Source organism: Streptomyces sp. NPDC050085 (assembly GCF_044460595.1).
Taxonomy (GTDB): domain Bacteria; phylum Actinomycetota; class Actinomycetes; order Streptomycetales; family Streptomycetaceae; genus Streptomyces.
The window spans coordinates 86,768-100,474 of the sequence record NZ_JBITJZ010000007.1 but is presented as its reverse complement, the minus strand read 5'-3'; the positions used below and the strand labels follow the sequence as shown (position 1 = coordinate 100,474).

Sequence of the window (13,707 nt, the reverse complement as noted above, 5' to 3'; positions counted from 1 at the left end):
GGGAATGCCATGAACACGCAGATCCGCGAGGGCGCGTACGACGTCGTGGTGATCGGCGGCGGGGCCGCGGGCCTGTCGGCGGCACTGATCCTGGGCCGTTCGCGGCGCTCCGTGCTCGTCGTCGACGCCGGTGAGCCGCGCAACGCACCGGCGGCGCACATGCAGGGCTACCCGTCGCGGGACGGGATGCCGCCCGGGGAGTTCCTGGCCGTGGTGCGCGAGGAGGTCGCGGCGTACGGCGTGGAGGTCGTCCGGGGCGAGGTGACGGCGGCCGAGCCCGACGGATCGGGCGAGTTCGACGTGGCGCTCGCGGACGGCGGCCGGGTGCACGCCCGCCGACTCGTGGTCGCCACCGGCCTGGTGGACGAACTGCCCGGCATCCCCGGGGTGGCCGAGCGCTGGGGCAACGACGTGATCCACTGCCCGTTCTGCCACGGCTGGGAGGTGCGGGACCAGCCGATCGGCGTGCTCTACGAGAAGGCGTCCGGCACCCACCAGGCCCTCCTCTTCAGCGCGCTGTCGGACGATGTCACGCTGTTCCTCGACGACGCCGGGGAGGACGAACTCCCCGACGACGACTGGCAGTTGCTGGCGGCCGCGGGTGTGAGCGTGGTGCGCGGGAAGATCGCCGGGCTCGTCGTGACGGACGACGCGCTGAGCGGCGTACGGCTCGCGGACGGGCGGGTCCTCGCGCGCTCCGTGTTCGTGGTGCCCACGCGCATGGTGGTGCGGGACACCCTGCTGACCGGGCTCGGCGTGCGGCTGCGCGAGACCCCGGCGGGGCCGTTCGCGGAGGTGGATCCCACCGGCCTGACCAGCGTGCCGGGCGTGTGGGCGGTGGGCAACGCGACGGGGCCCGCGGAGCAGGTGGTGAACTCGGCGAGCGCCGGGTACCGGGCCGGGTCCACGCTGCACGCCCAGCTGCTCCACGCGGACCTGGCGCGGGAGGCCGAGCGGCGGCGGGCCGGGGTGTTCTCTCCCGAGGGCGAGCGCGCGGTGGCGCGGGCCCGGGCGCGGCGGATCCCGGCATGAAGTGGCGCGCGGGCATGGAGGGTTGAGCGCGGACGCGGTATCCATGCCCGCATGACGTCCTCCAGCAGCTCCAGTACGCCGCACGGCCTGCCCGCCCCTCCCCCGCTGGGCGCCTCGGCGCTGCCCGCGGGCACGTACGACGACCGGCTCGTCCTGGTGACGGGGGGCGGCACCGGGCTCGGCCGGGCGATCGCCGCGGAGTTCGCACGGCTCGGCGCCGCCGTGATGATCGTGAGCCGGAAGACGGAGCATCTGGCCCCGGCCCGCGAGGAGTTGGCGGCGGTCGAGGGCTCGGGGAAGGTCACCGCGGCGACCTGCGACATCCGGGACGCGGGCCGGATCGCGGAGGTCTTCGACGCGGCCGAGGCGGCGCACGGCCGCGTCCCGGACGTGCTGGTGAACAACGCGGCCGCCAACTTCCCCGTCCCGGCCGAGGAGTTGAGCCCGAACGGCTGGCGCTCGGTGGTGGACATCACGCTCAACGGCACGTTCTTCATGACCCGCGAGTTCGGCCGCCGCCACCTCGCGGCGGGCACGCCCGGGTCGGTGATCGCCGTCGGCGCCTCGTACGCGTGGACGGGCGGGCCCGGGTTCGCCCACAGCGCGGCGGCGAAGGCCGGCGTGAAGAACCTGGTGGAGACCCTCGCCGTGGAGTGGGGCCCGTACGGCATCCAGGTCAACGGTCTGGTGCCGGGCCTCGTGCCGCACGAGGACATGACGCCCGACATCCGCGGCAACCTCGACCGCGCCGAGGACCCGGCCGCCCGCCAGCCCGCTCTCCGCGTGGGCGCACCAAGGGAGTTGGGCTGGGCGGCGACCTATCTCGCCTCTCCCTACGCCCGGTTCGTCAGCGGGCACACGCTGGTGGTGGACGGGGCGAACTGGCAGCGCCGCGGCCTGGTGAACCCTCCGGTGACGACGGTGCGCGCACAGCTGGGCCGGGGCCCCTTCGCCCCCGGGTGAGCGAACTTCCCTGTATGTCCTGGGCATACGCCGATATCCTGCACCTGACGCACGCGCCCTACGACGGGCCTTCGAGCGGTCCTGCCGACGGGGGGTCCCGTGAAATCCACCATCGAGCCCTGGCACATACCGGCCGGTCCCGAGGGTGACACCGTCGGCTGGCAGTTCCGCGAACCGGGCCTCGCCTGGCGGGCCGCTCCGTTCGCGCTGGTCGCCGTGGCGGCCACGGTCAGCGTGCTGGTGCCGTACGGCGCCATGGAGTCCTGGTCCCAGTACGCCGCGAGCGTGGCACTCCTGCTGCTGTGCGCGGGGGCGTTCCTCCTGCCGTGGCAGCGGCTGCCGTCGTGGACGCCGGTGCTGGTGCCCCTGCTGTACACCTGCTCCGTACTGCTGTTGATCCTGGCCTCGGGCGTGGCCTCGGGCGTGGGGCTCGTGCTGCTGGTCCCGCTGATGTGGACGGTGCTGTTCCACCGGCCCTGGGAGTCCGGGTGCGTGGTCGTGGCGGTGGTGGCCGTCCAGGCGGTGACGTCCGTCGTGCAGGCGACGCCCGGTGCCGTGGTCGTGCGGCGCGTGGTGCTCTGGAGCGTCCTCGGTGTGCTGATCGCGGTCGCCGCGCATGGGCTGCGCGACCGGATCAGCGGCTCGCTCGTGGCCAACGCCGCGCTGCAGGCGGAGGTGCGCGAGCTGTCCCTGGTGCGCGAGCGGGACCGGATCGCGCACGACCTCCGCCAGAGCGTGCTGCGGAAGATCTTCGACGTCGGCCTGCATCTGCACAGCACGGCCGCGATGATCGGGGACGGGCCTACGCACCGCAGGCTCATGCACAGCGTGGCCGAGCTCGACGAGGCGATCCAGGCGCTGCGGGACAGCGTGTTCGACCTCGGCGACTCGGACCCGGCGGGCTCCGCCGTCGACGGGTCCGCCCCCGACGAGCGTTGATCCCGCGCGCCGGGCTCACGCTCCCCGGAACTCGGGGGGCCTGCGTCCGGCCTGTGCGCGATATCCCTCCCCCGCGTCGTCGGACGTGAGCGTGAGCCCGGCGCTCATGGCGACCCGGTCGAGGGCCGCGTCCAGGCCTGCATCGGCGTAGGCATCGATGTCCCGCTTGACGGACTGCACGGCGAGCGGCGCGTTCGCGGCGATCTCGGCGGCCAGGTCGCGGGCGGCGCGCTCCAACTCGACGGCGGGGACGACCTGTTGGAGCAGATGCAGCCGCTCCGCGGTGGCCGCGTCGATCCGGCGCCCGGTGAGCGCGAGGAACTTCGCCCAGCCCGCGCCCGCCTCCCGCGCGATCCGCAGATCGCCGCCCGCGTCCACGGCGACCCCGAGGCGGGCCTCGGGCAGGGCGAACACGGCGTCATCGGCGGCGATCCGCACATCCGCCATGAGAGCCAGCTCGAACCCGAAGCCGAGGCAGTAGCCCTGTACGGCCGCGACCACCGGCTGCGGCAGCCGGGCGAACGCGGCGAACCGCTCGTGCACCCAGCGGATGCCCTCGTAGTAGGCGCGGCTGCGTGCCGAGCCGCTCTCGCCCTCGATGCCGCCGCCGGGCGCGGTCACGTCGATGCCCGCGCAGAACGCGCGGCCCTCGGCCCGCAGCAGGACGACGCGGATCCGGTCGTCGAAGCGGATCCGGTCGGCCATCACGCCGAGCTGCCGGCTCGACTCCCAGCTCCAGGCGTTCAGCTTGGCCGGGCGGCAGAGCGTGAGGACGCCGATGCCGTCCTTCTCGACGTCGAGGCGCAGCCGCTGCGCCTCACCCTCGGGGATCTCGGTGTCGGTCGTGTCGATCATGCGGCCCCCTGCCGGTCGTGGACGGTGCGGCGTCGCTCGCGGCGCGCAATGTAGCCGCGATGCCGCACACCCTGAAGGGGCAGCACCGAACGAACGGGGTAGACACTGTCTACGCCCATCGGGTAGACAGCGTCTATGCAGACCGAAAGCAGCGGTGGCGGGCTCCGCGACCGCCTCATCGACACCGGCGTGGCCCTCGTCGACGCGGAGGGCGCGGCGGCCCTGACCCTGCGGGAGATCGCCCGGCGCGCGGGCGTCTCGCACGGTGCGCCCCGCCGCTACTTCCCGACCCATCTGGAGCTGCTCTCGGCGATCGCCCGGCGCGGCTTCGCGGAGCTCGGCGCGCGGGCGGCCGAGGCGACGGAGGGCGACTCACAGGACGCTCGGGCCCAGGTGGGTGCGCTCGCCCGCGTGTACCTGGACTTCGCGGCGCGTCATCGCGGCATGTACGAGTTGATGTTCCGTCACGATCTCTTGGAGAGCGGGGAGTTGGGGCTCCGCGACACCAGCCTTCCGCTCTTCAGGACGCTCGCCGAGCTGATCGCCGAGGTCCGTCCCGACAGCGAACCGGCCGTCGTGGCGGGCGCGTTGTGGGCGAACCTGCACGGGGTCGCGCAGCTGTGGGGCTGGGGCAGCCTGCAGCTGGCCACCGGCGCGGACGGCGTCGAGCCGCTGCTCGCCTCGGTGCTCGACGCGCATCTGGGCCTGGTGCAGCGATGAGGGCCCCGGCACACCGCCGCGTCGCCCTCGCGGGCAGTGTCGTCGGCGCCGTGCTCGTCGCCCTCGACGGCACGGTCCTGACCGTGGCGCAGCCCGCGCTCCAGCGCGACCTGGGCGCATCGCTCCCCCAGGTCCAGTGGACGAGCACCGGCTATCTCATCGCCGTGGCGAGCCTGCTGGTGTTCGCGGGACGGCTCGGCGACCGGTACGGGCACCGGCGCCTGTTCGCGTACGGGATGCTCGGGTTCGCGGCGGCGTCGGCGGGCATCGGGTGCGCGCCGGGCATCGGCTGGGTGATCGGCCTTCGCGTGGTCCAGGGCGTCTGCGGTGCGCTGCTGCAGCCGGCCACGCTCGGTATGCTCCGGGCGGCGTACCCGCCGGACGAACTGGGCATGCCGATCGCCCTGCGCACGAGCGCGATCGGCGTCGCGGCGGCCACGGGGCCCCTGGTCGGTGGCGTCCTGACGGCGCACTTCGGTTGGCGCTCGGTGTTCTTCCTCGGTGTGCTGCCCGCGGTGGCCATCGCGCTCCTCGTCCTTCTCGTACGGGATCCGGCGCCTCGGGCGGCGACGCGCGCGGGCGGCCTGGACGCGGGCGGTGCGCTGCTGCTCGGCACGGCCCTGGCCTGCCTGGTCGCCGTCCTCGTCGTGGTGCCCGGCAGCGGCTGGACGGCGGCCGCGGTGCTCGCGGCGGGCGGCGCAATCGCGGCGACGGTGGTGCTGGTCGGGCACGAACGGCGCGCGCCGAGCCCGCTGTTGCCGCCGTCCGTCGTCGGCTCACGGATCGTCGTCGCGGCGCTCGGGGTGCTGCTGGCCGCGTCGGCCGCACTGTCCGGCTCGCTGTTCGTGGCGACGTACTTCCTGCAGGACGTGCTCGGGCTCGACGCCCTCGACACCGCGCTGCGCATGGTGCCCGCCGCCGTGTGCATCGTGCTGGCGGCGCCGCTGAGCGCCGTGCTGACGCGGCGGGTCGGGGCGCGCGTGACGACCGGCGCCGGAATGGCGCTCATGACGCTCGGCGTCTTCGCCTTCGGCCGCCTGGACACGTCGGCGACGGGGCTGGCCGTCGGGGTCTGCGCGTTCGCGATCGGCGCGGGCTTCGGCACGGTCATGGTCAGCGCGACGGAGGTGCTCGTCCGCCGGGCGGGCGTGGCCGACGCCGGAGTGGCGGGCGGCCTTCAGCAGACGGCGATGAACGTCGGCCCGACGCTCGGGGTCGCCCTTTCGACGACCCTGCTGGCGACCGGGACCGGGTTCGTCACGTCCATGGCGACGGCCCTGACGGTCCTGGCCCTGGCGACCGGCGCGGGAGCCGTGGCCTGTCTCCTCATGCCGGGACGGGCGCGGGACGGCGTCAGTGCGGAATCCCGTCGATCAACTCCCGTGCCCCCTGCCGCAGCAGCGCCACCGCCACCGACATCCCGAGCGTCGCGGGGTCCAACGGCCCCGCCCACTCCTGGGCGTTGAGGACCCGCTTGCCGTCGGGTGTGAACACGCAGGCGCGCAGCGACAGATCACCGCCCCGTCCGGCGCGCGCGTACCCGGCGACCGGCGAGTTGCAGTGCCCCTGGAGCACGTGCAGGAACATGCGCTCGGCGGTCGCCTCGCGCCAGGTGTCGCGGTGCCCGAGCCCGCTCACCACGTCCAGGGTCGCCTCGTCGTCGGCGCGGCACTGCAGGGCCAGAATGCCGGCGCCGATGGGCGGACACATCACGTCCGGCGACAGCACGTCCGTGACGACGTCCGTACGCTCGATGCGCTCGAGCCCGGACAGGGCGAGCAGCAGGGCGTCCGCCTGGCCCTCGGCGAGCTTCTGCAGTCGCCTGTTGGCGTTGCCGCGCATCGGTACGCACGTCACGTGCGGGTGACTGGCGGCGAGTTGGGCAATGCGGCGGACGGACGACGTGCCGATCCGGGTGCCCTCGGGCAGCTCGTCGAGGGTGCGGCCCGCCGGATCGATCAGCGCGTCCCGTACGTCGTCGCGCTTCAAGTACGCCCCGAACGTGCACCCTTCGGGCAGCGGACGGTCCGCGGGAATGTCCTTGAGGCAGTGCACGGCGAGATCCGCGCGCCCGTCGAGCAGCGCCTGGTCGACCTCCTTGGTGAAGGCGCCCTTCCCGCCGAGGCGGGCGAGGTCGCCCATCCACTTGTCGCCGCTGGTGGTGACGGGCACGACCTCGGTGCGGATGTCCGGGTGGAGGGCGGCGAGTTCTTCCCGCACGCGCTCCACCTGGGCCAGCGCCATGGGTGAGGAACGGGAGACGATTCGGATCAACTCGGTGGGCATCCGGCCACGATAGTGGCCCGCGCTCGCCTACCGGTTGAACAGTTCGAAGGGCACGGCGGGCTTCCCGCCGAAGCGTTCGGCCGCCACCTGCACGTTCTGCGTCAGGAACGTACGGCAGTAAGTCTCCGGATCCTCATCGGTCAACACCTCGATGTACGTACGGTGTTCGAGCAGGGAGAGGATGGACCGTTCAAGGCCCGCCGTGGCGTCGACCGCGTGCGTCGGCTGCGCGGACCCGGCGACGGCGACCCACCGCACACCGTTCCAGGGCTCGAGCCCCTGCTCGGTCAGCTCCGGGAAGATCCACCGGTTGCCCGCGTCCGCGGCGGCGTCCAGGGTGGCGCGGCCGACGGCGACGTGATCGGGGGTGTTCCAGTAGACACCGCCCCAGGTGTCGCGGTGGTTGAGGGTGATGACCAGTTCGGGGCGGTGGCGGCGGATCGCGGCGGCGATGTCGCGGCGCAGCGCCGTGCCGTACTCGACGACACCGTCCTTGTGGTCGAGGAACTCGACGGTGTCGACGCCGACCACGGCGGCGCTCGCCCGCTGCTCCTGTTCGCGCAGCGGGCCGCATTTGGCTGGTTCCAGGGTGTCGATGCCGGCCTCGCCGCGGGTCGCGAGGACGTACATGACCTCGCGTCCGGCGTCGGTCCATGCGGCGATGGCCGCGGCGCAGCCGTACTCCAGGTCGTCGGGGTGGGCTACGACGGCGAGCGCGCGCTGCCAGTCCTCCGGCATGGGCTGGAGGGGGGCTTCGTTCTGCTGTGCGGGCGGGTTCATGCGGGGCAGCGTATGCGCCTACCGGGCGGGGGGCTCGTGTTTTGTGGGCGGCTGCGGGCCGGTGGGGGCTGGGCGCGCCCCGCGGCGGAGCCGCTAGTGACACAGCCCCGCGCCCCTGAAGGCTTGCGGCTGCGCCGCTCAGCCTTCATCGGGCAGCACTCGCCCGACACCATCAAGTGGCATCCCCCCAAGGCGCTACACCTCGCCCCGCACCATCCCCAACAACCGGTCCAGGACCCGCGGCCCACTCGCCCGGAGACCATCGTGCTCGAACTCGTTCGTCACCCAGGGCCGCAGCCCCCGCACGGCCCGCGCGGTCGCGACCGCGTGGCCCGTGTCGACGTACATGTCGTCGTGGTAGACGGCGGCGGCCACCGGCACCTCGTTGGCCGCGAGCCGGGCCGGGTCGTACAGCGGCTCCCAGTCGGTACGGGACGCGAGGAGGTGTGCGGTGTCGCGCAGCGGACGCAGCGCGGGGTCGGTGTCGAACTGCCAGGGGTGGACGGTCTCGCCGGTGAACAGCAGCGCCGCCCCGGAGGCCAGGGACTTCTCCCCGTCGAACTGGGGGAACTCGGCGCGGACGCGCTCGGCGGCCCAGTCCGTGGCCCGGCCGCCCTGGGCGTAGATCGCCTCGTGCACGAGGGCGTACAGCGGATGTCCGGCGTACGAGAGGGCGGCCGCGGCCTGCTCCTGGAAGGCGTCGGACAGCACGCGCCCGGCGGGGGACGGGACGAAGGCGTCCTCCAGCAGGTGGTGCAGCCGGTCGCTGCCGTCGCTCGCGCCGAGCCAGATGCCGAGGGACTGGAACGCCTCGAGGGTCAGCCGGTAGCCGTTCGGCAGGACGGGCTCGTGCTCGAGGACGTATGCGGCGATCTCGCGGGCCCGCTCGACGTCCATCGGGTAACGGGCGTAGTGCGCCCGGACCTTGCGCTCGATGCGCGGGTACGCGGCCCGGTACACGTCGTCGGCGTGGGCGTCCAGGGACGGCAGGCCGCCCGTGATGAGCGCCGCGTCCAGGCCCTCGGGGGCGGAGGAGAGGTAGCGGACGGCGCAGAACCCGCCGAAGCTCTGGCCGAGGACGGTCCAGGGCGCGCCGCCGGTCAGCTCGCGGCGGACCAGTTCGCAGTCGCGGACGATGGAGTCGGCGCGGAAGTGGCCGAGGTACGCGGCCTGGGCGTGCGCGTCGCCGCGCAGCGGGAGCGTCTGCCGGTTGGCGGGGGTCGAGGCGCCGGTGCCGCGCTGGTCGAGGAGGAGGACGCGGTAGTCCTGCAGGGCGCGGCCGAGCCAGGCCTGCTTGCCGGAGAACCGGTTGGCGCCGAACCCGGGGCCGCCCTGGAGGTAGAGCAGCCAGGGCAGCTCGTCGTTCTCCCGGCCCGTGGCGACGGCTTCGCGCGCGTACAGCTCGATGCGTTCGCCGTCGGGGGCGTCGTGGTCGAGCGGGACGACGAAGCGGCGGTCGGTGAGGACCACCCCGGCCTGTCGGTACTGCGCGGCGCTCAAATCGACTCCAGTGCGGATGTGCGGGTGTGCGGGTGTGCGGGTGTGCGGGTGTGCAGGTGTACGGGGATACCCGGGTGTGCGCGTGTACAGAGGTGCGCGACTGTACGGATCGCGGTGCGGGTGGGCCGCATTCCGGACAGTTCAGCACACGGCCCGGGGCGGGGTCAGCGCGGGCCCAGGCTGGAGCCGCGGACGACGAGCTCCGGCTGGAGCACGACGCGGCGGTGCTCGTGCGCGGTGTCCGGCCGGTCGGCGGCCTCGATCTCCTCCAGGAGCAGCTCGGCGGCGAGCGCGCCCATGGTGACGGCGGGCTGGCGGACCGAGGTCAGCGGGACCGCGGCGGCGGCCGCGAACTCGATGTCGTCGTAGCCGACGATCGCCACGTCCTCGGGGACGCGCACCCCGGCCGCGTACATGGACTGCAGGACGCCGAGAGCGAGGAGGTCGTTCGCGCAGAACACGGCGGTGGGGCGGTCGGCGAGGCCGAGCAGGCGGGCACCCGCGTCGCGTCCCGCGGCCACGTCGAGCCGCTCGGTGGGCAGTTCGCGCAGCGCGCTCGCGGGCAGCCCGGCCTCCTTCAGGGCGCGCAGGGCGCCCTGCCTGCGGTCCTTCACCTGGTTCAGGGCGGGCGGCCCGCTGACGTAGGCGATCCGGCGGTGGCCCGCGTCCACGAGGTGGCGCACGGCGAGCTCTCCGCCGTTCACGTCGTCGACGGAGACCGAGCACTCGCTGGCGCCCTCGGCGACCCGGTCGACGAGCACGAACGGGATGTCGTGGCGCCGGAATCCCTCGACGGTGCGGCCGGTCGCCTCGGCGGGTGTGAGGAGCACGCCGCGCACCCGCTGCTCGGCGAAGAGGGAGAGGTACTCAGCCTCCTCGCTGGTGCTCTGCGCGCTGTTGCACACCATCACGCCGAGCCCGGCGGCGCGGGCCGCGCGCTCGGCGCCGCGGGCGACGTCCACGAAGAACGGGTTGCCCATGTCCAGGACGAGCAGGCCCATGATGCGGCTGCGTCCGGCGCGCAGCTGGCGCGCGGATTCGCTGCGGACGTAGCCGAGGCGGTCGATGGCGGCGAGGACGCGGGCCCGGGTCTCGTCGGCGACGGTCTCGGGCCGGTTGATGACGTTCGAGACGGTGCCCACGGACACGCCTGCGACGCGCGCGACGTCCTTGATCCCCACGGACTGTGCCATCGGGCGTGGACCTCCTGGTGAGCGGGTGCGGCAGGGCGAGTGTACGTGGGGGCGCTCGGCCGATGTTCGACCGGTCGGACGGGCGGGAGCACCGACTTCCCTGACCTTGAATCGTTTCGTAGACGCCTCGACGTAACTCTGCGGGCGTCGCAATCTCGTGTCAATCGGCGTGCACAGGAGCTCTCGTTGCACACCTCTTGCCACCCGTCTCAGGGGCACGTAGGTTCCTCCACCGCTCATTGAATCGTTTGAAACCGTTCAACTGCCCCACCAGAAGAGCCACTTCAACGACACACGCCTTCAACGCCGAAGGGACACCCGAGAGATGAGCAGCGACATCCGCCGCAGAACCGTGCTCGCCGCGACCGCGGGCGCCGTGCCCGTCCTTGCCGGAGCCGGTGCGCTCGGCTCCGCGGCCCCCGCGCAGGCCGCCCCCGCCCCGCCCGCCGCGAGCGGTCCGGTGACCGGCCTGACGGTCGAGCACCGCACCTCGCCCCTGGGCTCGGACGCCGTCCGCCCCCGCTTCGGCTGGCGCCTCGACTCCACGCGACGCGGCCTGGCACAGGGCGCGTACCGGATCCAGGTCGCCTCCTCGCCCGGCCGGCTCGCTCGCGCCGACGTCTGGGACAGCGGCAGGGTCACGTCCGCCGACTCCGTCGCCGTGCTGTACGACGGGCCTCGACTGCGGCCGTCCACGCGGTACTTCTGGACCGTCTCGGTCTGGGACACCAAGGGCCGGCCGGTCGGGACCGCGTCGGCCGCCTGGTTCGAGACGGGTCTGCTGAGCAGTGACGGCAGGACGAACTGGGACGGCGCCCAGTGGATCGCCATGAAGGGCAAGGCCCCGAACTCGGCGGGTGCGCCGCTGCTGCGCAGCGAGACGCCGCTGCGCGAGGGCCGGGTCGGCGAGGCCCGCCTGTACGTGACCGCGCTCGGCGTCTACGAGGCGTACGTGAACGGTGAGCGCGTGACGGTCCCCCAGGACGGCGGCCGCACGCCCGAGCTGCTCACGCCGGGCTGGACCAACTACGACATGACCGTGAACTACTTCGCGTACGACGTCACGGACCTGGTCGCGGGCGGCGGCCGGTCGGTGACGCTCGCGGCGGTGCTCGGCAACGGCTGGTACAACGGCCGGATCTCCGAGAACAGCACGTACTGGTCGAAGGACGGCAACGCGCTCGCGCTCAAGGCGAAGCTGCTGATCCGGTACGCCGACGGCGCCACGCAGACCGTCGTCACCGCGCCCGGCGGCGGCTGGCGGGCCACGGACACCGGCCCGTACCGCGCCGACGACATCTACGACGGGCAGACGTACGACGCCCGGCAGGAGCTGGACGGCTGGAGCGCGAACGGCTTCGACGCCTCGGGCTGGGCGGACGTCGAACTGTCCGGCTACTCCGCGAAGTTCCCCGACGCGAAGCTCACCGCCTACCCCGGTGAGTCGGCCCGTCTGATGCCCGCGTGGGACCGGCGCCCGCAGTCGGTCACCGTCTACGACACGGTCGAGGGCGCGTCGTCGAGCGCCAACGGGAAGGGCCGCATCGTGCCCGACCCGGCCCGCTCGACCACGAAGGAGCCGGGGCCCGTCGCCCTGCGCGCCGGCGACACGGCCGTCTTCGACCTCGGGCAGAACATGGTCGGTGTCCCCCGCTACACCCTGCGCGGCCCGGCGGGCGCCCAGGTCGTCTGCAGGTTCGGGGAGATGCTCAACGACGACAGCGCGGGCGCCGACGGCCCGGTCGGCTCCCTGTACCGTGCCAATCTGCGCAGCGCCAAGGCCACGAGCACGTACGTCCTCAAGGGCGCGCAGGACGGCGAGACCCATCAGGACTCGCTCACCTTCTACGGCTTCCGCTACGTCTCGGTGGAGGTGACGACGCCCGACGCCGAGGTGACCGTCTCCGGCCTCACCGGCAGGGTCGGCACGTCCGCGATCCGGGACATCGGCAGCGTCACGACCGACGACGACAAGGTCAACCAGCTGATCAGCAACGTCCGTTGGGGCCAGCGCGGCAACTACCTGTGGGTGCCGACCGACTGCCCGCAGCGCGACGAGCGGCTCGGCTGGACCGGCGACACCCAGGTCTTCTCGCACACCGGCCTCTACAACGTGGACGCCGTCGCGTTCCTCAGCCACTTCGAGGACATCCTCGTCGAGTCGCAGAAGATCTACGGGGTGGACGGCGCCCAGTTCACCGCGGTGGCGCCCGGGAACCGGTACAACGCGGCGGCCCCGTGCAGCGGTTGGGCGGACTGCGGTGTCATCGTGCCCTGGACGGTGTGGCAGATGAGCGGCGATCCCACGGTCGTGGACCGCAGTTGGGACGCGATGGTCCGCTACATCGACTGGATCCGGGCCAAGGGCGGCGACACGTACGCGGGGCAGGGCGCGATCTTCGCCGACTGGCTCGCGTTCCAGAACACCGGCACCCAGCTGATGAGCGACGTCTACTACGCCTACAGCGTGCGCCTGATGGCCCAGATGGCGCGGGCCACCGGACGCGCGGGCGAGGCCACGGCGTACGACGACCTGCTCGGCAACATCCGCCGCGCGTTCCTGGCCAAGTACGTCCGGGTCGACGGCGACACGATCACCGTGAAGTCGAGCATCGGCGGAAAGCCGCCGATGGGCGGCGACCCCGAGGACGACAGTCAGTCCGCGCTGCTGTGGGTCCTCAAGCTCGGCTTCTACGACACCGAGGCCCAACGCCGGTCATTGGTCGGCCTGTTGGCGGACAACATCGGCAACGACGCGGCGTACAAGGCCGCGCACCCGAACAGCGCCCGCGTCCAGTACGCGGAGAACACCCTGTCCGTCGGCTTCCTCGGCGTGAACGTCCTCGCCCCCGTCCTCACCGACGAGGGCCGCGCCGACCTCGCGTACGAGCTGCTGCACCAGAACGCGATGCCGTCCTGGCTGTACTCGGTGGACAACGGCGCCACGACCGTGTGGGAGCGCTGGAACTCGTACTCGAAGGAGGACGGTTTCGGGCCCGTCGAGATGAACTCCTTCAACCACTACTCGTACGGCGCGATCATGGAGTGGATGTACGCCTACATGGCGGGCATCGCCGGTGACCCGGAGCACCCCGGGTTCCGGCGGTTCCGGCTCCAGCCGCAGCTCGATCCGACCGGGGCCGTGACGCGCGTGTCGGGGCGGCACCTGTCCCCGTACGGCGAGATCACCAGCGAGTGGTCGCTCGCCAAGGACGGGACGCTGACGTACGAGGCGGTCGTGCCCGCGGGGACCGAGGCGACCCTGAGCCTGCCGGCCGTGGCGGCGTCCGCGGTGCGCGAGGGGCGCACGCCGCTCGCGCAGGTGGCCGGGGTGAAGGCGGTCGGCTTCGGCGGCGGGACGGCGACGTTCCGGCTGCCGTCGGGGCGGTACCGGCTGACCAGTACGGTGCGCTGACCCCCTGTCGCACGGATGCGGGAC

At 73.1% G+C, this 13,707-nt stretch carries 11 protein-coding genes; 6 read left to right on the top strand and 5 right to left on the bottom strand.

Annotation, left to right across the window (positions count from 1 at the left end; translation table 11 throughout):
- The first annotated feature begins 9 nt into the window (after positions 1–9).
- The 3 genes from ACIBUY_RS25785 to ACIBUY_RS25775 all read left to right on the top strand — a co-directional run bounded on the left by ACIBUY_RS25785 (position 10) and on the right by ACIBUY_RS25775 (position 2,934).
- Positions 10–1,032, top strand: a complete 1,023-nt coding sequence (locus ACIBUY_RS25785) for an NAD(P)/FAD-dependent oxidoreductase (protein ID WP_399153849.1) — start codon at positions 10–12, stop codon at positions 1,030–1,032.
- Between the two features lie 51 nt (positions 1,033–1,083).
- On the top strand, positions 1,084–1,995 hold the full coding sequence (locus tag ACIBUY_RS25780; protein WP_365575701.1) for an SDR family oxidoreductase: 912 nt from the start codon (positions 1,084–1,086) through the stop codon (positions 1,993–1,995).
- A 99-nt stretch (positions 1,996–2,094) separates the two neighbouring features.
- Entirely contained in the window at positions 2,095–2,934 is an 840-nt protein-coding gene (locus tag ACIBUY_RS25775; protein ID WP_399153848.1) for a hypothetical protein, read from the top strand.
- A 15-nt stretch (positions 2,935–2,949) separates the two neighbouring features.
- On the opposite strand, the gene ACIBUY_RS25770 is transcribed toward ACIBUY_RS25775, so the two are convergent.
- Positions 2,950–3,789 carry an enoyl-CoA hydratase/isomerase family protein gene (locus ACIBUY_RS25770; RefSeq protein WP_399153847.1) on the bottom strand — a complete coding sequence of 280 codons (840 nt, stop codon included), beginning with the start codon at positions 3,787–3,789 and terminating at the stop codon, positions 2,950–2,952.
- A gap of 135 nt (positions 3,790–3,924) precedes the next feature.
- Here ACIBUY_RS25770 and ACIBUY_RS25765 point away from each other — a divergent pair, with 135 nt between their 5' ends.
- Positions 3,925–4,509 (top strand): TetR/AcrR family transcriptional regulator, encoded by a 585-nt coding sequence (locus ACIBUY_RS25765; protein WP_399153846.1) that lies wholly within the window; start codon positions 3,925–3,927, stop codon positions 4,507–4,509.
- On the top strand, positions 4,506–5,975 hold the full coding sequence (locus tag ACIBUY_RS25760) for an MFS transporter (RefSeq protein WP_399153845.1): 1,470 nt from the start codon (positions 4,506–4,508) through the stop codon (positions 5,973–5,975). The genes ACIBUY_RS25765 and ACIBUY_RS25760 overlap by 4 nt, the downstream gene beginning before the upstream one ends.
- On the opposite strand, the gene hemC is transcribed toward ACIBUY_RS25760, so the two are convergent.
- The 4 genes from hemC to ACIBUY_RS25740 all read right to left on the bottom strand — a co-directional run bounded on the left by hemC (position 5,863) and on the right by ACIBUY_RS25740 (position 10,268).
- Complete coding sequence (gene hemC, locus ACIBUY_RS25755; protein WP_365575710.1) at positions 5,863–6,795, bottom strand: hydroxymethylbilane synthase; 933 nt, start codon at positions 6,793–6,795, stop codon at positions 5,863–5,865. The genes ACIBUY_RS25760 and hemC overlap by 113 nt on opposite strands.
- A 27-nt stretch (positions 6,796–6,822) precedes the next feature.
- Positions 6,823–7,575 (bottom strand): PIG-L deacetylase family protein, encoded by a 753-nt coding sequence (locus ACIBUY_RS25750; protein WP_399153844.1) that lies wholly within the window; start codon positions 7,573–7,575, stop codon positions 6,823–6,825.
- A gap of 195 nt (positions 7,576–7,770) precedes the next feature.
- On the bottom strand, positions 7,771–9,075 hold the full coding sequence (locus ACIBUY_RS25745) for an alpha/beta fold hydrolase (protein WP_399153843.1): 1,305 nt from the start codon (positions 9,073–9,075) through the stop codon (positions 7,771–7,773).
- Between the two features lie 164 nt (positions 9,076–9,239).
- Complete coding sequence (locus ACIBUY_RS25740) at positions 9,240–10,268, bottom strand: LacI family DNA-binding transcriptional regulator (protein WP_365575716.1); 1,029 nt, start codon at positions 10,266–10,268, stop codon at positions 9,240–9,242.
- A 325-nt stretch (positions 10,269–10,593) separates the two neighbouring features.
- Here ACIBUY_RS25740 and ACIBUY_RS25735 point away from each other — a divergent pair, with 325 nt between their 5' ends.
- Positions 10,594–13,683, top strand: a complete 3,090-nt coding sequence (locus tag ACIBUY_RS25735) for a family 78 glycoside hydrolase catalytic domain (RefSeq protein ID WP_399153842.1) — start codon at positions 10,594–10,596, stop codon at positions 13,681–13,683.
- Positions 13,684–13,707: the final 24 nt, after the last annotated feature.